The 17,554-nt window shown below is 55.5% G+C and carries 15 protein-coding genes and 1 pseudogene; 9 read left to right on the forward strand and 7 right to left on the reverse strand.

Annotated elements, in window-relative coordinates; all coding sequences use genetic code 11:
- The first annotated feature begins 3 nt into the window (after positions 1-3).
- The 3 genes from pgaB to pgaD are packed head-to-tail and all read left to right on the forward strand — an operon-like array spanning position 4 to position 3,780.
- Positions 4-2,019 carry a poly-beta-1,6-N-acetyl-D-glucosamine N-deacetylase PgaB gene (pgaB, locus tag ACK5JN_RS03130; RefSeq protein ID WP_416868821.1) on the forward strand — a complete coding sequence of 672 codons (2,016 nt, stop codon included), beginning with the start codon at positions 4-6 and terminating at the stop codon, positions 2,017-2,019.
- Complete coding sequence (pgaC, locus tag ACK5JN_RS03135) at positions 2,012-3,343, forward strand: poly-beta-1,6-N-acetyl-D-glucosamine synthase (RefSeq protein WP_416868822.1); 1,332 nt, start codon at positions 2,012-2,014, stop codon at positions 3,341-3,343. The genes pgaB and pgaC overlap by 8 nt, the downstream gene beginning before the upstream one ends.
- Positions 3,340-3,780, forward strand: a complete 441-nt coding sequence (gene pgaD / locus ACK5JN_RS03140; protein WP_416868823.1) for a poly-beta-1,6-N-acetyl-D-glucosamine biosynthesis protein PgaD — start codon at positions 3,340-3,342, stop codon at positions 3,778-3,780. Before pgaC ends, pgaD begins: the two co-directional genes overlap by 4 nt.
- A 50-nt stretch (positions 3,781-3,830) precedes the next feature.
- Here pgaD and htpX read toward each other — a convergent pair whose 3' ends face one another.
- The 4 genes from htpX to ACK5JN_RS03160 all read right to left on the reverse strand — a co-directional run bounded on the left by htpX (position 3,831) and on the right by ACK5JN_RS03160 (position 8,264).
- Positions 3,831-4,715 carry a protease HtpX gene (gene htpX, locus ACK5JN_RS03145; protein WP_416868824.1) on the reverse strand — a complete coding sequence of 295 codons (885 nt, stop codon included), beginning with the start codon at positions 4,713-4,715 and terminating at the stop codon, positions 3,831-3,833.
- A 193-nt stretch (positions 4,716-4,908) separates the two neighbouring features.
- The gene (prc, locus tag ACK5JN_RS03150; protein ID WP_416868825.1) at positions 4,909-6,957 is read right to left on the reverse strand and encodes a carboxy terminal-processing peptidase; all 2,049 of its coding nucleotides are present in this window, start codon (positions 6,955-6,957) and stop codon (positions 4,909-4,911) included.
- A gap of 19 nt (positions 6,958-6,976) precedes the next feature.
- The gene (proQ, locus tag ACK5JN_RS03155; protein ID WP_106927728.1) at positions 6,977-7,669 is read right to left on the reverse strand and encodes an RNA chaperone ProQ; all 693 of its coding nucleotides are present in this window, start codon (positions 7,667-7,669) and stop codon (positions 6,977-6,979) included.
- Between the two features lie 97 nt (positions 7,670-7,766).
- Positions 7,767-8,264, reverse strand: a complete 498-nt coding sequence (locus ACK5JN_RS03160) for a GAF domain-containing protein (RefSeq protein ID WP_416868826.1) — start codon at positions 8,262-8,264, stop codon at positions 7,767-7,769.
- A gap of 143 nt (positions 8,265-8,407) precedes the next feature.
- On the opposite strand from ACK5JN_RS03160, the gene yebS reads away from it, so the two are divergent.
- From yebS to ACK5JN_RS03180, 4 genes are all read left to right on the forward strand, one after another.
- On the forward strand, positions 8,408-9,691 hold the full coding sequence (gene yebS / locus ACK5JN_RS03165; protein ID WP_416868827.1) for a membrane integrity lipid transport subunit YebS: 1,284 nt from the start codon (positions 8,408-8,410) through the stop codon (positions 9,689-9,691).
- The gene (locus ACK5JN_RS03170) at positions 9,660-12,293 is read left to right on the forward strand and encodes an MlaD family protein (RefSeq protein WP_416868828.1); all 2,634 of its coding nucleotides are present in this window, start codon (positions 9,660-9,662) and stop codon (positions 12,291-12,293) included. The genes yebS and ACK5JN_RS03170 overlap by 32 nt, the downstream gene beginning before the upstream one ends.
- Positions 12,294-12,378: 85 nt before the next feature.
- A complete protein-coding gene (gene rsmF / locus ACK5JN_RS03175; RefSeq protein ID WP_416868829.1) occupies positions 12,379-13,818 on the forward strand; it encodes a 16S rRNA (cytosine(1407)-C(5))-methyltransferase RsmF in 1,440 nt (479 codons plus the stop codon).
- Between the two features lie 112 nt (positions 13,819-13,930).
- The gene (locus ACK5JN_RS03180) at positions 13,931-14,170 is read left to right on the forward strand and encodes a YebV family protein (RefSeq protein ID WP_163447991.1); all 240 of its coding nucleotides are present in this window, start codon (positions 13,931-13,933) and stop codon (positions 14,168-14,170) included.
- Positions 14,171-14,201: 31 nt separating this feature from the next.
- On the opposite strand, the gene lpxP is transcribed toward ACK5JN_RS03180, so the two are convergent.
- Positions 14,202-15,137, reverse strand: coding sequence for a kdo(2)-lipid IV(A) palmitoleoyltransferase (lpxP, locus tag ACK5JN_RS03185; protein ID WP_416868852.1), 936 nt, complete (start codon positions 15,135-15,137; stop codon positions 14,202-14,204).
- A 589-nt stretch (positions 15,138-15,726) separates the two neighbouring features.
- Between lpxP and ACK5JN_RS03190 the strand changes: the two genes are divergently transcribed.
- Complete coding sequence (locus ACK5JN_RS03190) at positions 15,727-15,939, forward strand: KTSC domain-containing protein (protein ID WP_416868830.1); 213 nt, start codon at positions 15,727-15,729, stop codon at positions 15,937-15,939.
- A gap of 96 nt (positions 15,940-16,035) precedes the next feature.
- Here ACK5JN_RS03190 and uraH read toward each other — a convergent pair whose 3' ends face one another.
- Positions 16,036-16,446 carry a hydroxyisourate hydrolase gene (gene uraH, locus ACK5JN_RS03195; protein WP_416868831.1) on the reverse strand — a complete coding sequence of 137 codons (411 nt, stop codon included), beginning with the start codon at positions 16,444-16,446 and terminating at the stop codon, positions 16,036-16,038.
- Positions 16,447-16,572: 126 nt separating this feature from the next.
- Positions 16,573-16,749 (reverse strand): hypothetical protein, encoded by a 177-nt coding sequence (locus ACK5JN_RS03200; RefSeq protein ID WP_416868832.1) that lies wholly within the window; start codon positions 16,747-16,749, stop codon positions 16,573-16,575.
- Between the two features lie 488 nt (positions 16,750-17,237).
- Here ACK5JN_RS03200 and cspF point away from each other — a divergent pair.
- A pseudogene (gene cspF / locus ACK5JN_RS03205) lies at positions 17,238-17,449 on the forward strand (cold shock-like protein CspF).
- Positions 17,450-17,554: the final 105 nt, after the last annotated feature.

Here is a 17,554-nt window from a genome sequence, read left to right on the forward strand (position 1 = left end):
ATTATGCTGAACCAAAGCCTCCGTATCAGCCTGGTCGCAATCAGCTGGCTATGTCTTAGCGTGGCAAGCTCTGCCGAAGCGTTACCATTTATCGCGCCCAAAGATCGCCCGCAGCTGGCCGCCAGCCAGCCGTGGCCGAAAAATCATTTTCTGGTGCTGGGTTATCACGACGTTGAGGATGATGTCGCCGATCAGCGCTACCTCACGGTGCGCACCAGCGCGCTTAACGAGCAGATCGGCTGGCTGCTGCACAACGGTTACCACGCTATCAGCGTCCAGGATATTGTCGATGCGCATCAGTCGCGCAAAACGCTGCCGCCGAAAGCGTTTCTGTTGAGCTTTGACGATGGCTACAGCAGCTTTTATACCCGCGTCTGGCCGCTGCTGAAGGCGTGGAATGTTCCCGCGCTGTGGGCGCCGGTTGGGAGCTGGGTCGATACGCCCGCCGGGCAGAAGGTTAATTTCGGTGGTTTGATGACGCCGCGTGAACGTTTCGCCACCTGGGAGATGGTGCGCGAAGTCAGCCGCTCGCCGCTGGTGGAAGTGGGCGCGCATACCTGGGCCTCACATTACGGCATTGCCGCTAACCCCCAGGGGAGCCTGGAGCCCGCGATTGCCAATCGGTTTTATGACCGGAAAACCGGCCGCTATGAAACCAACCAACAGTTTACCCAGCGCATTAGCGAAGATGTGCGCAAAGTCACCGGTAAAATTGCCGTGGAGACGGGCAAGCCGCCGCGCGCCTGGGTCTGGCCGTACGGCGAAGCCAACGGCACGTCGCTGGATATCGCCAAAAAGCAGGGCTATCAGCTGGCCTTTACGCTCGCCGATGGTCTGGGCAACGCACGGGATATCGACAATATTCCGCGCCTGCTGATTTCCGGAAACCCATCGCTGAAAGCCTTTGCCAGCATGGTCACCCAGGTCCAGGAGCCGGAAGTCGTGCGGGTGATGCACGTCGACCTCGACTATCTCTATGACCCGGATACTGCCCAGCAAACCCGCAATATCGACAGGCTGGTGCAGCGGGTCTACGACATGAAAATCAGCCACGTTTTTTTACAGGCGTTTTCCGATCCCCAGGGCGACGGCAATATCAAGGCGCTCTATTTTCCTAATCGCTGGCTACCGGTCCGCGCCGATCTGTTTAACTTCGTCTCCTGGCAGCTGCAGACACGCGCCAGAGTGAAGGTTTATGCCTGGATGCCGGTGCTGGCGTTCGACCTTGCGCCGTCCCTGCCCCGCGTACAGCGCTGGGATCCGCAAAACGGACGCACGCTGACGGCCAGCGAACCCTACATCCGCCTGTCGCCGTGGGATGCCCAAGCGCGCCGTCAGATAACGGATCTCTATGAGGACCTCGCCCGCTACGCGCCGTTCAACGGGATTTTGTTTCACGATGACGCGGTGCTGAGCGATTTTGAAGATGCCAGCCCGCAGGCCGTTAGCGCATGGCAGCAGACCGGTTCGCCCTACGCTATCGCCGACATGGCGCGCCACCCTGCCGCGCGGCGGGCGTGGACGCGTTTCAAAAGCCGGACGCTTATCGGCTTCACTCACCAGCTCACGCAGGCCGCCCAGCGCATTCGCGGCCCGCAGCTAAAAACGGCGCGTAATATTTTTGCCCTGCCGATTATGCAACCGGACAGCGAAGCGTGGTTTGCGCAGAATCTCGACGATTTTCTTGCCGCCTATGACTGGACGGTGCCAATGGCCATGCCGCTGATGGAATCGGTGCCGCCCGCGCAAAGCAATGCCTGGCTTGCGCAGCTGGTGCGCAGGGTCGCGGCCCGCCCCGGCGCGCTGGACAAGACCATTTTTGAGCTTCAGGCCAAAGACTGGCGCTCACGGCCACAAACCGCCGTTCCTGACGCGCAGCTGCGGGAGTGGATGCAGCAGCTCCAGCTTAACGGCGTCGAAAACTATGGCTATTACCCCGACGATTTCATCGAAAATCAGCCCGATATTTCTCGTATCCGGCCCGCGTTCTCTTCGTACTGGTACCCAAACAATGACTGACCGCCTTATCGCATTTTGTATTTTAGGACTGGTATTCGGGCTGCCGCTTGGCGTCGCGGCCATCTTTACCGGCGAGTTGATTCTCGATTTCGTGTTCTTCTGGCCGCTGTTTATGTCCGTGCTGTGGGTCACCGGCGGGCTTTACTTTTGGTTTCAGCTCGAACGCCACTGGCCGTGGAGTCGCGAAACGCCGCCGCCCGCTCTTGCCGGTGAGCCGCTTATTTCCATCCTCATTCCCTGTTTTAACGAGGGGAAAAACGCGCGGGAAACGATCGGCGCGGCGCTGGCGCAGCGGTATCCGCATATTGAGGTGATCGCCATCAACGACGGTTCGGCGGATGACACCGCCGAGGTGCTTGAGCAACTGGCGCGCGAACAGCCGCATCTGCGGGTGATCCATCTGGCGGAAAATCAGGGCAAGGCCGTGGCGTTAAAAGCGGGTGCCGCGGCGGCCCGGGGCGACCTGCTGGTGTGTATCGACGGCGATGCCCTGCTCGATCGCGATACGGCGGCCTATCTGGTCGCGCCGCTGATTCAGTATCCGCACGTGGGGGCGGTCACCGGCAACCCGCGCATCCGCACGCGATCGACGCTGATAGGCCGCATTCAGGTCGGCGAGTTCTCGTCGATTATCGGCCTGATCAAGCGCACGCAGCGCATTTATGGCCGGGTCTTTACCGTCTCCGGTGTGATTGCCGCCTTCCGCCGCCAGGCGCTGGCCGACGTCGGCTACTGGAGCCCCGATATGATTACCGAGGATATCGATATCAGCTGGAAGCTACAGCTGCGCCACTGGGATATCTTTTTTGAACCGCGCGCGCTGTGCTGGATCCTGATGCCAGAAACGCTGAAGGGATTATGGAAGCAGCGTCTGCGCTGGGCGCAGGGCGGCGCGGAAGTCTTCCTCGTCAACCTGCGCAGGCTGTTTAGCTGGGAACATCATCGGATGTGGCCGCTGTTTGCCGAGTATGCGCTCTCTACGCTGTGGGCATTCGCCTACGCGGTGACGGTCGCGCTGTTTGTGCTTAGCTATCTCGCCCCGCTCCCGGACAATCTGGCCGTCAAAAGCCTGTTTCCACCGGAGTTTACCGGCCTGCTGCTGGGGATCATGTGTCTTTTGCAGTTCGCCGTCAGCCTGTTTATCGAACGGCGCTATGAAAAGAAGGTCGTCGCTTCGCTGTTCTGGGTTATCTGGTTTCCGATGGTGTACTGGATGATCGGCATGTTCACCACCATCGTCGCGTTCCCGAAAGTCATGCTGAAACGCCAGCGCGCCCGCGCGCGCTGGGTGAGTCCCGATCGTGGTAAAGGAAGAATGTCATGAACGAAAATAGCCTCATTTTCACCGAGCAGCGCCTGCTGCCCCGCTGTTTTGACGCGGCGTTAACGCTGCTCGCCTGGAGCGGATTTCTCTTTTTTCTGTATGCCAATCTGGTGCTGAAGCTGACGGAAAGCGGCGGACAGCGCTGGGATACCGCCGTTGCGGCGTTCAATACCCTGCTGGTGTACCTGCTGATTGCCGCGCTCAACGGCTGGCTATTGATTCTCTGGTATCAATACAACCGTCGCCGGACCCATGCCCGACGCCATACGCGCCAGGCGTCGCTGGCGAATGATGAACTGGCGAGAAGTTTTAATATTGCGCCGCAGATGATTTCAGAGATGAGCCAGTACAACCTGCTAACGGTGTATCACGACCATATCGGCCAGATCGTTGATTTGAAAACCGCCCCGCACGGCCGCGAGATGGAAAGACGCTAAAAAAATGCCAGCCCGCGTTAACGGGCTGGCACTGTTCTGAATCACAACGCTTACTTCATGTATTCGCCGCTACGCAGCGCTTCGATGCGCTTATCCAACGGCGGGTGCGTCATAAACATTTCGCTCAGCGACTTTGATTTACCGTTGATGCAGAAGGCCATCATGCTGCTGGCTTCCTGCGGCTCATAGCTGGTTTTCAGGCGCTGCAGCGCGGCAATCATCTTCTCGCGGCCGACCAGTTTCGCGGAACCGGCATCGGCATGGAATTCACGGTAGCGCGAGAACCACATGGTGATAATGCTCGCCAGAAGCCCAAACACCAGCTCCAGCACCGTTGCCACCGCGAAATAAATCAGCGGGTTGCCGTTGCTGCTCTCTTCTTCACCGTCGCGGTTGCCGCCGAGGAAGCCGGCCGCAATTTGCGCAATGACGCGTGAAATAAAGATAACGAAGGTGTTCACAATGCCCTGAATCAGCGTCATGGTCACCATATCACCGTTGGCAATGTGGCTGATTTCGTGGGCGATAACCGCTTCGGCTTCGTCACGGCTCATGTTCTGCAACAGGCCGGTGCTGACAGCAACCAGTGACGCATCACGGCGCGCGCCGGTCGCAAAGGCGTTAATATCCGGCGCGTGATACAGCGCCACCTGCGGCATTGCAATACCTACCTGCTGTGCCTGACGGGCGACGGTATCCAGCAGCCAGCGTTCCTGTTCGTTACGCGGCTGCTCAATCACCTCGCCGCCTACCGATTTCAACGCCATCCATTTCGACATCATCAATGAAACAATGGAACCGCCGAAACCAAATAGCAGCGCCATAATCAGCAGGCCGGTCATGCTGCTCGACTGAATTCCTGTCAGGCTTAGCACCAGCCCAAACACAACCATAACGGCCAGGTTGGTCATCAGGAAGAGCGCGATTCGCATCATAATTTACTTTTAACCTCTTCTTAACAAAACGCACTATGCGATTACCCCTCTCGTAGGGGCAATCCGCCGATTTTCAACGATTACCTCAGGCTAAGTCACGAGAAAGACACAACTTTACATTTTGTAGCATCATTGTTGACAAGAAGATGAGGGAGATAAAAAAACAGGCACAATCGCTTGTGCCTGTTGGGGGTTACTTGCTTGCCGCCGGTTGTTCAGCGGGAGCTGATTTCTCCAGCCTCGACAGGTCAATGGCGATATTGACCGTCTCGTCCAGATACGGATCGGGCTCTTTATAGTCTTTCGGCAGATCGTCCAGCTTCTTAATCGGCGGTTTGCCTTCACGCTTATAGCGATCGTTCACGCGCGCCAGACGGGTTGCATCGTCCTCTTCGTTCTCTTTCTCACGCTGGGCGTAATTGAGAGAGACAATACTGCGCTTATCTTTCATCGCATTGAAGCGCGCAATATCTTTGGCGATGTACTGGAACTCAGGATCCTTCGCAATGCGATCGGCATGCAGCTTCAGCAGCTGAGGCTCGAACGGTGCCATGTCGCCAGACTTCACGTAGGTCGCCGCGTTGACGCTATCCCACGGCAGCGCGTTATCCTCAAACTTCTCGCCGGTTTCGGTCTCTTCGGTACCGGTCGGCATCATGATGTCCGGGGTCACGCCTTTACGCTGGGTGCTGCCGCCGTTAATGCGGTAGAACTTCTGAATGGTGTACTGGACGGAGCCCAGCGCCGGCCATTCAGGGCGCAGCATCTGATCGTAAATGCGGTTCAGCGAGCGATACTGCTGTACGGTGCCTTTACCGAAGGTCGGTTCGCCCACAATCAGCGCACGGCCATAGTCCTGCATCGCGGCGGCAAAGATTTCCGACGCCGAGGCGCTGAAGCGGTCAACCAGCACCACCAGCGGCCCTTTGTAGTAAACAACGCCGTCGTTGTCGCTGTCTTCACGTACCTTACCGTTGTTATCGCGCACCTGTACCACCGGGCCGGACGGAATGAACAGGCCGGAAAGCGATACCGCTTCGGTCAGCGCACCGCCGCCGTTGCTGCGCAGGTCAATGATAACGCTGCCAACGTTCTGTTTTTCCAGCTTCTGCAGCTGAACCTTGACGTCCTCCGTCAGGCCCACGTAGAAGCCGGGAATATCCAGCACGCCAACCTTGTTGTTACCCGTGCCTTTGACCGACATTTTCACCGCGCGATCTTCCAGACGGATACGCTCGCGGGTCAGGGTGACGATACGGGTTTTCGAACCTTTGCCCGCCGGAAGAATCTCCAGGCGCACCTTGCTGCCCTTCGGCCCTTTGATCAGCGCGACGACGTCATCCAGACGCCAGCCGATCACGTCAACCATCCCTTTGCCCGACTGCCCCACGCCGACGATGCGATCGCCTACGCTGATGGCTTTGCTTTTCGCCGCCGGACCGCCTGCAACCATAGAGTTGATGACGGTATAGTCATCGTCCATTTGCAGCACGGCGCCAATCCCTTCCAGAGACAGACTCATCTCGGTATTGAACTGTTCGGTGTTGCGCGGTGACAGGTAGTTGGTATGCGGGTCGATTTCGCGGGCAAAGGAGGTCATCGCCAGCGAGAACACGTCTTCACTGTTGGTTTGCGCCAGGCGACGGATCGCGAATTTATAGCGACGCGCCAGGGTGTCGTGAATTTCTTTATCGTCTTTACCGGCGAGCTTGAGGCTCAGCTGGTCATATTTGACTTTGCTATCCCACAGGGCGTTCAGCTCGGCCTGATCCTTCGGCCACGGCGCTTTGGTGCGGTCGAGGTTGAAGGTGTCATTGCCGGTGAAGTCCATCGGACGCTCAAGCACCTTCAGCGCATATTCGTAGCGCTCAAAGCGGCGTTTTTGCGCCAGATTGTAGAGATCGTAAAAGACGTCAAGTTTACCGGAACGCAGTTCGTCGCCAATCTGCCCTTTCTTCGCTGCAAACTGCGCAACGTCGCTGGCCAGCAGCACGTTGTGGCTGTAGTCCAGCAGGTTCAGATAGCGGTCAAAGATTTTGGCCGAAAAGGCCTGGTCGAGATCGAACTGGCGGTAGTGAGAACGGGTAAAGCGCGAAGTGACGCGCTCGCTTACCGTGGCGTGCTGAGTCTCTTCCTTAAGGACTGGAAGCTGATCAACACGGGTAATATCTTCCACCGCTAAGGCCTGGCCTGTTATCAATAACAGGCCAGCAAGCGCGGAGAGCCTAAAAAATGTGTTCATGCCTGGCCCGGCCTCCGTTTCAGAACACCAGGTGTTCTGCGCGTACAATCATTGACATACCAGAAGTAAGCTGAACGCGAACCCCATCCTTGGTGATTTCCAGGATAGTGGCATCCATCGCGTTATTGCCCGCTTTAACTTTCAGGGATTGACCGACCGTCAGCGCAGACAGATCGGAAACCGGCGTCAGTTTTTCTTCACGCACTTCGCGAGCCGGTTTAGCAGCCGGTTTCGCGGCAGCAGCGCGCGGCTTGCGCTCAGCCCCTTCTTTACGGCGTACCGGAGGACGTGGTTTACGCTCACGACGTGGCGCATCACCCTGCTCACCCGCCGCAGCGGCGGCTTCGCGCTTTTTCGCCTGCTGTTCAGCGCGCTGCGCCTGAACGCGAGCTTTGGCTTCTTCAAGCTGCTGACGTGCGTGGGCAACGTGCTGCTCGTCCAGCTCACCGCAAGGGTTGCCGTCGAGATCGACGCGAACCGCACCGGCTTTAATACCGTACAGGTAGCGCCAGCTTGAAGTATAAAGACGTAATGCGGAACGCAGTTGGGTTTTGCTGAGGTTCATTTCCCCTTCAACACGCTCGACGAGATCCTGAAAAATACCGACTTTCAGAGGACGAGCTTCACCTTCCGCGCTAAAGCACTGCGGAAAACGTTCGGCTAAAAATGCGATAACTTCTTTACTGCTATTCAACTTAGGTTGATTTTCCATGAAATTTCCTGATTACAACGGACGTAGCCAACAAGCCGCAGGCATGAACAGGCGACATTATAATGACGCCATCGCTAAATGCTACGTTATCCGTTGATTATCCTGCGACGGGTGCAAAGAATTTTTGATAATCGGTGGCTTCAAGCACTTTTTGCAGGTGGCCAACCAGTTCACGCAACCCCTGTTCATCCTCTTCGCTAAAGCGTGAGAACGCGGTGCTATCGATATCCAGCACGCCAATCACCTGGTTGTTCACCGCCAGCGGCAGCACAATTTCGGCGTTACTGGCGGCATCACAGGCAATGTGACCATCAAAAGCATGAACATCTTCTACGCGCTGAACGCGATTTTCCGCCACGGCGGTGCCGCAAACGCCACGTCCTACCGGGATACGCACGCAGGCAATTTTGCCCTGAAACGGTCCGAGAACCAGCGTATCGCCTTCCAGCAGGTAAAAACCGGCCCAGTTGACGTCGGACAGGCGCTCATAAAGCAGCGCGCTGGTGTTGGAGATTACCGCTAAAAAACTTGTTTCACCTGCCATTAATGCCTGAAAATCGCGGTTAAGATCCGCGTAAAATTCTGTTTTGCTCATTATTCAATCACTATTGTTTACGATGTTACTGATTCGTTACCTTGCCTATGCCCTTATAAAATACGCATTAAGTGCGTTCGGGCTCAAGATGAATCCATACTTAGGTTAAGATAGAGTTATACATTCATTTATCAATGTAATAAATGGCACTGAAAACTTCACGTATAACGCCGACGAAAAAAATACGAATCCATGCGATCAGCGAACCTTTACCGTGGGCACATTACCAACGTTGCCCGCAGTGCGATATGCTTTTTCGCTTACCGGTCGTAAAATCATCGCAAAGCGCCTATTGCCCGCGCTGTAACGCTAAGGTGCGAGACGGCCGCGACTGGTCGTTAACTCGTCTGGGCGCGATGGCGATTGCCATGCTGCTGCTGATGCCCTTCGCCTGGAGCGAGCCGCTGCTGCGTTTGCATCTGCTCGGCGTGCGCATCGACGCCAATCTGCTGCATGGCATCTGGCAGATGACCGATAGCGGGCACCCCATCACCGCCGCGATGGTGTTCTTCTGTACCGTCGCCGCGCCCGCAGTGCTGGTGATTTCTATCGCCTATCTTTGGCTCGGTAATATTCTAGGGATGAATCACCGTCCTGTCCTGCTGATGCTCGATAAATTAAAAGAGTGGGTGATGCTCGACATCTACCTGGTGGGTATCGCCGTGGCCTCGATTAAGGTCCAGGATTATGCGTTCCTGCAGCCGGGTCTGGGGCTGCTGGCCTATATCTCACTGGTGGTGCTGAGCATTCTGACGCTGATTCATCTCAACGTTGAGCAGCTATGGGAACGCTTCTATCCCCAGCGACCGGCAACGCGGCCCGACGGCGCGCTTCAGGTGTGCCTGGGTTGCCACTACACCGGCTTTGCCGACGCCCGTGGGCGCTGTCGCCGTTGCCACACCCCGCTGTATCAACGTGGTAAGCACAGTCTGCAAAAAAGCTGGGCGGCGCTGCTGAGCTCGATCGTCTTTCTACTGCCGGCCAACCTGCTGCCTATCTCCATCATTTATGTCAACGGCGGACGTCAGGACGATACGATTCTTTCCGGGATTATGTCGCTGGCCAATAGCAACGTGGCGGTGGCGGCGGTGGTCTTTTTTGCTAGTATCCTGGTGCCGTTTACCAAAATTATCGTGATGCTGACGCTACTTATTAGTATTCACTTTAAGTGCGAGCAAGGGCTGCGCACCCGCATCCTGCTGCTGCGTTTCGTCACCTGGATTGGCCGCTGGTCAATGCTCGACCTGTTTGTCATTGCTTTAACCATGTCGCTCATCAATCGCGATCAGCTTCTCGCCTTTACAATGGGCCCCGCTGCGTTTTATTTCGGTGCTGCGGTAATATTAACTATTCTTGCTGTTGAATGGCTGGACAGCCGCTTACTTTGGGACGCACATGAGTCAGGAAACGCCCGCTTCACAGACTGAAGCGCGAATTAAAACAAAACGTCGCATTTCACCGTTCTGGCTATTACCGGTCATCGCGCTGATGATTGCCGGCTGGCTTATCTGGAATAGCTACGAAGATCGCGGCACCACCATCACCATCGACTTTATGTCGGCGGACGGTATTGTTCCCGGCCGCACGCCGGTACGATTCCAGGGCGTTGAGGTGGGTACGGTGCAGGATATTCGTCTGGCCAGCGATCGCAGCAAAATTGAGGTGCGCGCCAGCATCAAAAGCGATATGGATGACGCCCTGCGCCAGGAGACCCAGTTCTGGCTGGTGACGCCAAAAGCCTCTCTGGCCGGGGTTTCCGGGCTGGATGCGCTGGTTGGTGGCAACTACATCGGTATGATGCCGGGTAAAGGCGAGCCGCGTGAGCACTTCACCGCGCTCGACACCCAGCCGAAATATCGCCTCAACAACGGCGAGCTGATGATCCATCTGCATGCGCCGGACCTCGGTTCGCTCAACAGCGGCTCACTGGTCTATTTCCGTAAAATTCCGGTCGGCCGCGTCTACGACTACACCATTAACCCGAACAATCAGGGCGTGACCATTGACGTGCTGATTGAACGCCGCTTCACCAATCTGGTGAAAAAAGGCAGCCGTTTCTGGAACGTCTCCGGCGTGAAAGCCGACGTGGGCCTCAGCGGCGCGAAGGTGCAGCTTGAAAGCCTGGCCGCGCTGGTTAACGGTGCGATTGCTTTTGATTCGCCGCAGGATTCCCAGGCAGCGGCGCAGAACGACGAGTTTGGCCTGTATGAAGACCTGGCGCACAGCCAGCGCGGCGTACTGATCCAACTCCAGTTGCCCAACGGTGACGGCCTGAAAGCCGGCTCAACGCCGATGCTGTATCAGGGGCTGGAAGTGGGCCAACTGACCAAAATGACGTTAAACCCTGACAGTTCAGTGACCGGGGAGATGACCGTCGACCCAAGCGTGGTGTCGCTGCTGCGGGAAAAAACGCGCATCGAGCTGCATCAGCCGAAGCTGTCGCTGGAGAACACCAACCTCAGTCAGTTGCTCACCGGCAGCACGTTTGAACTGGTGCCCGGCGAAGGCGCGCCAAAAGATCGTTTCACCGTTCTTGCCTCGGATAAGACGCTGTTGCAGCAGCCCGGCGTGATGACCCTGACCCTGACCGCGCCGGAAAGCTACGGCATCGATGCCGGGCAGCCGATCATGCTGCACGGCGTGCGCATCGGCCAGGTGATGGAACGGACGCTGAGCGCGAAAGGCATCAGCTTCGCCATCGCCATTGACCCGCAGTACCGGGACCTGCTGCACGGCGACAGCAAGTTTGTGGTGAACAGCAAAATGGATGTGAAGGTGGGTATCGACGGCGTGGAGTTCCTCGGCGCCAGCGCCAACGAGTGGCTGAGCGGCGGTATCCGCATTCTCCCGGGCGAAAAAGGGCCAATGAAGGCCAGCTATCCGCTGTTTGCCAATCTGGAAAAAGCGCAGGAAAACAACCTCAGCGACTTCCCGACCACTACGCTGATGCTCACCGCAGAAACGCTGCCGGACATTCAGACCGGCTCGGTGGTGCTGTACCGTAAGTTTGAAGTCGGTGAGATCACCTCCGTACAGCCGCGCGCTAACGCTTTTGATATTGCGGTGCACATCAAGCCGGAATACCGCTCGCTGCTGACCCAGAACAGCGTGTTCTGGGCCGAAGGCGGCGCGAAGGTGCAGCTCAACGGCGGCGGGCTGACGGTGCAGGCTTCACCGCTTTCGCGAGCGCTGAAAGGCGCGGTCAGCTTTGACAACATCAGCGAAGCGAATAACGGTACCCGCAAGGGCGATAAGCGCGTCCTGTTCCCGTCAGAAACCGCCGCGCGCGCGGTGGGCGGCCAGATTACGCTGCACGCCTTCGATGCCGACAAGCTCTCTGCCGGTATGCCCATTCGCTATCTCGGTATTGATATCGGCCAGGTGCAAAGCCTGGAGCTCAACGCCTCACGCAACGAAGTGCAGGCCAGCGCCGTGCTCTATCCTGAATACGTCAATACCTTTGCCCGCCGCGGTACGCGTTTCTCGGTGATTACGCCACAAATTTCGGCGGCAGGCGTCGAGCACCTCGATACCCTACTACAGCCGTACGTCAACGTTGAGCCGGGCCACGGCGAGCTGCGCCGTGACTTTGAACTGCAGGAAGCGACCATCTCTGACTCGCGTTATCTGAACGGCCTGAACGTGGTGGTCGAAGCGCCAGAGTCCGGTTCGCTCAGCATCGGCACGCCGGTTCTGTTCCGCGGGATTGAAGTGGGTACCGTCACCGGTCTGCGCCTCGGCAGCCTGTCTGACCGCGTCATGATCGAGATGCGTATCGGCCAGCGCTACCAGCATCTGGTGCGTAATAACTCGGTGTTCTGGCTGGCATCCGGCTATAGCCTCGACTTTGGTCTGATAGGCGGAGTGGTGAAAACCGGTACCTTCAATCAGTTCATTCGCGGCGGTATCGCTTTCGCCACGCCGCCGGGCACGCCGCTGGCGCCAAAAGCGCAGGAAGGTAAACACTTCCTGCTGCTGGAGTCCGAACCGAAAGAGTGGCGCGAATGGGGCACCGCCCTGCCGCGCTAACCTCCCCCCCTCACGTGCCGGTGTCCCGACACCGGCGCGTTTTATGATAGACTGCGCGCTCTTTATCTCCTTGTGGTATTCGCCAGTGGCTCAAAACTCTGTCTATTTTCCTGATGAATTCCTTGCGCAGATGCGTGAGGCCATGCCCGCTCATCTGTCGTTTGATGCATTTCTCGCCGCCTGCCAGCGACCGCTGCGCCGCAGTATTCGCGTGAATACGCTAAAAATCACGGTTGAGGATTTCCTTGCACTGGTTGCCCCCTACGGCTGGCAGCTAACGCCGGTACCGTGGTGCGCGGAAGGTTTCTGGATTGAGCGTGATGACGAGGACGCCTTGCCGCTGGGTAGCACCGCGGAACATCTGAGCGGGCTGTTTTATATTCAGGAAGCCAGCTCGATGCTGCCGGTGGCGGCGCTGTTTGCCGACGGGCTGGAGCCGGTACGGGTGATGGACGTTGCCGCCGCGCCGGGTTCCAAAACCACCCAGATTGCCGCCCGAATGGGCAACCGTGGCATGCTGCTGGCGAACGAGTTCTCCGCCAGTCGGGTGAAGGTGCTGCACGCCAACATTAGCCGCTGCGGTATCAGCAATACGGCGCTGACCCACTTTGATGGCCGGGTGTTCGGTGCCGCCTTACCCGAATGTTTTGATGCCATTCTGCTCGACGCCCCCTGCTCCGGTGAAGGCGTGGTGCGCAAAGATCCCGATGCGCTGAAAAACTGGTCGCTGGCCAGCAACCAGGCGATCGCCGAAACCCAGCGCGAGCTGATCGACAGCGCCTTCCACGCGCTGCGCCCGGGCGGCACGCTGGTCTACTCCACCTGTACGCTAAACCGCGACGAAAACGAGTCGGTCATCGCCTGGCTGCTGGCGCGTTACCCGCAGGAAGTGGAAATTGTGCCGCTAGGCGAGCTATTTTCAAGCGCCGACCAGGTGCTGACGGCAGAAGGCTTCCTGCACGTGTTCCCGCAAATTTATGACTGCGAAGGTTTCTTCGTGGCGCGACTGCGCAAGACCGCCGCCGTTGAACCGCTGCCCGCGCCGGGCTACAAGGTGGGTAAATTTCCGTTCACCCCGATGAAAACGCGCGAATCGGCCGCCGTTGAGAGCGCCGCGCGCAGCGTGGGTATTGAATGGGATGAGGCGCTAACGCTGTGGCAGCGCGACAAAGAGGTGTGGTTATTCCCTGCCGACATCGCGCCGCTGCTGGGTCAGGTTCGTTTTTCCCGTATCGGGTTGAAGCTTGCCGAAACCCATAACAAAGGGTTCCGCTGGCAGCATGAGGCGGTGGTTGCACTGGCTAATACGCAAAAATTGGGACATGAGCTGACGCTGGAAGAAGCGCAGGAGTGGTATCGCGGCCGTGATGTCTATCCACAGCAGCTACCGGTTCAGGATGACGTTATTGTCACCTTCCAGGGCTTCCCGCTTGGGCTGGCGAAGCGCATTGGATCACGGTTAAAAAACAGCTATCCCCGTGAGCTGGTGCGCGATGGAAAGCTCTTTGCCAGCAGGTCCGAGTAGTGCATAAAAAAAGCGCACTTTTTAACTGGCGTAATTCTCCAGGTTGACTACGCTGAAAAGGTACGGCCTAACTGGTCGTACCACAACGGTCAGCAGATTAACGGAGAGCATTATGAGTAAAACCAGCGTACGCATTGGCGCATTCGAAATTGATGACGCCGTGCTGCACGCCGATCAGCACGGCGAGCGAACGTTAAGTATCCCTTGTAAGTCCGACCCTGATTTATGTATGCAGCTCGATGCCTGGGACGCTGACACCAGCATCCCGGCCCTACTTGATGGCGAACGTTCCGTTCTTTATCGCAAGCACTACGATCAACCGTCCGACGCCTGGGTTATGCGGCTTGTCTAACCCAAAAGGAACCCGCCCATAGGCGGGTTATTTATTTGGCGTGCGGCACCACTTTATACAAAGAGGCTTCGCCGCGCGGTCGGGTTTTAAACCGACGGTGCACCCACAGATACTGCTCCGGCGCACGTAAAATCTCACGTTCAATAATTTTATTCATATAGCACGCCGCCGAAACCTCATCGCCACGAGGATAATCTGTCATCGCTTCGCTGATATGCAGGGTATAACCGCGCTTGCAGGGCTTACGCACCATCGTGACGGTCAGCATGGCCGCGCCGGAAAGGCGAGATAACACGTTCGTACCGTTGGTGGTCGCCGCTTCGCTCACCGAGAAGAACGGCGCAAAGACGCTGCCTTTCGGGCCGTAGTCTTGATCGGGCGCGAACCAGACGGCTTCACCCGCCTTCAGCGCCTGCACCAGGCCGCGCAGGTTACGACGGTCAATCATCGCCTTATTCGAACGCAGACGCCCGGTGGTCTGCACCCACTCCATCAGCGGATCGTTGTGCGGACGGTAGGTTGCCATCATCGGACGGCACAGCCCCATCGCACGGCCGCCAAGCTCCAGCGACATAAAGTGAACGCCAACCACCATCACGCCGCGCTGCTCTTTCAGCGCGTTCATCAGGTTGGCATAGCCTTCCACGTCAAACCATTTCTTCACGCGGGCATCGCTCCAGAACCAGGCCATGCCGGTTTCAATCAGCCCCATGCCCAGCGACATAAAGTTTTGCTCAATCAGCTTCTCGCGGGCCGCGGCATCCATATTCGGGAAACAAAGCTCGATATTGCGCGTCGCAATCTGCTCACGACGTTTTAAGAAACGGCGAGATGCTTTCCCCAGGGAGGTGCCAAGCACATATAAAAGCGGATAAGGTAGTTGGACCACCAGCCACAACAAGGCCAGTGCAAGCCACTTCAGCCCGTTACGCGGGTGAAGTAAAGCGGTATCAAAATTTTTGAACATCATTCTTTCCAGCAACGTAATGCAAGGGTAACGCGTAAGGAAAAAACGATTCCGTTCATTCGTCTTTATGCGTAGGTATATGCGTTGGACCGTGCTGCGTTCGACAAATTCACTGCCAGGACGTTAATTTACAAACGGCGGGCAACGGAGGTATGGCGCGGGGGTGGCAGGCTGTGGCTCAACTCGCCGCAAGCATGCGCCTTTTTATGAAAAAAAAATAGGGAATTTAATTCACATTACAAAATAATTTTGTTAACGATAATGTTTTAGATTATTAGCGGATTATGTAATTTTTAACGCATTGATTTTAATTGATTTTTGATTTATCGCTCGCGCTATATCTGTGAGTGTAAAGAAAAAGCTAACGCCGACATCATGCTATCTTTACACCATTGACGGGGCCCGACGGAAAAAAACAGGCCCAATACAATTCTTAGCGCCCGTCGCATTTCAGAGCACGCAGGGTGATAAGAAAATTCCTCTTTATGATTAAATTTTCGCGGCTGATCCTGCCAGAAGCGTTAAGATAACCTTTTAGCCGAGTCCGTTCCCCAGCGGCTCAAGAGAAGCAGGGAGTAATCAGAACATAATGCAGCGTCAGAACGTCTCGTCATCACGAATACAATCCATTGGTTATGATGCAAAACAAAAAATACTGGAAATAGAATTCTTCGGCTCAGGCATTTACCAATACGTCGGCGTATCGCCAAAAACCTACGAAACGTTCCTGAGCGTAAAGTCAAAAGGCCGCTTCTTTGATGGTGTCATTAAAGACAAATTTCTTTGCCGCAAAATCGGGTGAACCTCAAACGGCCTTTTCTTCGATAACCACGGCCGTTCGAAAAAGCCAGCGCGTAGGCTGGCCTGATTGCAAAGACGTAGCGTCATGTCACGCGCGTCAACTCCCTTTGTAAGTGGAGTAGCCATACTGGCTTAGCAACAGCGGAATATGCAGTTTTTCGTTGGTTTTCGTCACGGTGAAGAGCACCGGTACCTCAGGGAAAAATGACGACAGCTTCTCGCTGTTAAAATAATCGCCGGTTTTGAACGTGACTCTGTATACCCCTGGCTGCATGTCCTGGTCCTCAGGGTACAATGACTTTATGCGGCCATCGTTATCCGTTTTCCCTTGTGCCAGCATAGCCCAGCCCGTGGATTGCTGCTTTTCCAGGGTCACGGCAACGTCTTTTGACGGGATACCCGTTTGCTGGTTGAGTATATGGACACTGAGTGTTCCTGCGGGCGCACTAAACGCAACCGGCGTGAAGATAGCGGTCGATAACAGCATCAAACTCACGATTTTTTTCATTTTTTGGTCCTGTGGTTAAAAGCACAGGTCAAGCTTAAACATGTTTTTGCGAAAGAAAATTCAACTTTTCGTGATAATTGATGCCCACAACGTAAACCGAGGCGTGCTGATACTTTTTACATAAGACTACGCTGAAACTGCTGACGGCTTAGGCTTAATAATTGTCGCCTCGTTAAGCACCATATTGGTCTTACAAAAAATACATTTAGCGCCAAATGGATTTCGCTCTGAAACATCAAATACTGATGTACGATATTGGGAACCATGGCAACATGGACACCGGAAGTGAATATTTAAATTCATAATTTATACCTCTTTAAGGTGAATGGACTCGTGGCTCTGCCCGGTGGGGTTAGGTTTACGATCTTCATAGCAGGTCATCCTGTGGATGACTGCCAGACATCAGACACTTTTTATGTTTTACAAAAGTTAGCTGTCTTCCCTCGCCCCTTCATGCAGCAAATCCACATTTCATCACACCGCTCAGCACACTCATACCAAAGCAAAAGATACAGTTCTGATATTCAAAATTAAACTAACGGCAGAGTACGGTACGTTGGGCTCAAAGAGAGGAGATATCAGCGATAGGGCCTGGCGATGAGAATGAATAAGTTGAATATTTTACATTTTGTGGTTATTTCAAACCGACCATTTCATTAATGCATGTTCAGCACTGATTAGCAATTTTTATTTTAGCCGTCCAGCAGTCCCCCATTAAAATATCCCGATAAAATTCGCTTTCTATTTTTTTAAGCGTATAGTTTACCGGTGTTTTTTAGCAAGGATTCTATTTGTCTCGTAAAATGACAGGCATCGTCAAAAGCTTTGATGCCATCAGCGGTAAAGGCTTCATCACCCATCAGACGGCCGAAAGGACGTACTACTTCACGTTTCAGCACTCTATTCCAACGAATCTGAATCCCTCAGACCGGGTCTCCGGGTTGAATTTTGCCGTATCAATGGTCTTAAAGGGCCAGTAGCCGCGAACATTTACCTGTCCTGATCTACCGCTAAGCCTGTTACGGCCACCACCGTAAAAAGAAATTATTCGTGTTCAGACATTAAGTCATCACCCCACTCTACCGATATATGAAATATGGGGTGAATG

This window comes from Kluyvera sp., assembly GCF_047971185.1.
In the GTDB taxonomy this organism is placed as follows: domain Bacteria; phylum Pseudomonadota; class Gammaproteobacteria; order Enterobacterales; family Enterobacteriaceae; genus Kluyvera.

Excerpts from the sequence above, each read along its gene's own strand:
- ACK5JN_RS03170 (WP_416868828.1), top strand. The coding sequence starts at position 9,660 with ATGAGTCAGGAAACGCCCGCTTCACAGACTGAAGCGCGAATTAAAACA.
- uraH (WP_416868831.1), bottom strand. The coding sequence starts at position 16,446 with ATGAAAAAAATCGTGAGTTTGATGCTGTTATCGACCGCTATCTTCACG.
- ACK5JN_RS03190 (WP_416868830.1), top strand. The coding sequence starts at position 15,727 with ATGCAGCGTCAGAACGTCTCGTCATCACGAATACAATCCATTGGTTAT.
- ACK5JN_RS03180 (WP_163447991.1), top strand. The coding sequence starts at position 13,931 with ATGAGTAAAACCAGCGTACGCATTGGCGCATTCGAAATTGATGACGCC.
- lpxP (WP_416868852.1), bottom strand. The coding sequence starts at position 15,137 with ATGTTCAAAAATTTTGATACCGCTTTACTTCACCCGCGTAACGGGCTG.
- pgaD (WP_416868823.1), top strand. The coding sequence starts at position 3,340 with ATGAACGAAAATAGCCTCATTTTCACCGAGCAGCGCCTGCTGCCCCGC.
- ACK5JN_RS03160 (WP_416868826.1), bottom strand. The coding sequence starts at position 8,264 with ATGAGCAAAACAGAATTTTACGCGGATCTTAACCGCGATTTTCAGGCA.
- pgaC (WP_416868822.1), top strand. The coding sequence starts at position 2,012 with ATGACTGACCGCCTTATCGCATTTTGTATTTTAGGACTGGTATTCGGG.
- ACK5JN_RS03200 (WP_416868832.1), bottom strand. The coding sequence starts at position 16,749 with ATGAATTTAAATATTCACTTCCGGTGTCCATGTTGCCATGGTTCCCAA.
- proQ (WP_106927728.1), bottom strand. The coding sequence starts at position 7,669 with ATGGAAAATCAACCTAAGTTGAATAGCAGTAAAGAAGTTATCGCATTT.
- pgaB (WP_416868821.1), top strand. The coding sequence starts at position 4 with ATGCTGAACCAAAGCCTCCGTATCAGCCTGGTCGCAATCAGCTGGCTA.
- prc (WP_416868825.1), bottom strand. The coding sequence starts at position 6,957 with ATGAACACATTTTTTAGGCTCTCCGCGCTTGCTGGCCTGTTATTGATA.
- htpX (WP_416868824.1), bottom strand. The coding sequence starts at position 4,715 with ATGATGCGAATCGCGCTCTTCCTGATGACCAACCTGGCCGTTATGGTT.
- yebS (WP_416868827.1), top strand. The coding sequence starts at position 8,408 with ATGGCACTGAAAACTTCACGTATAACGCCGACGAAAAAAATACGAATC.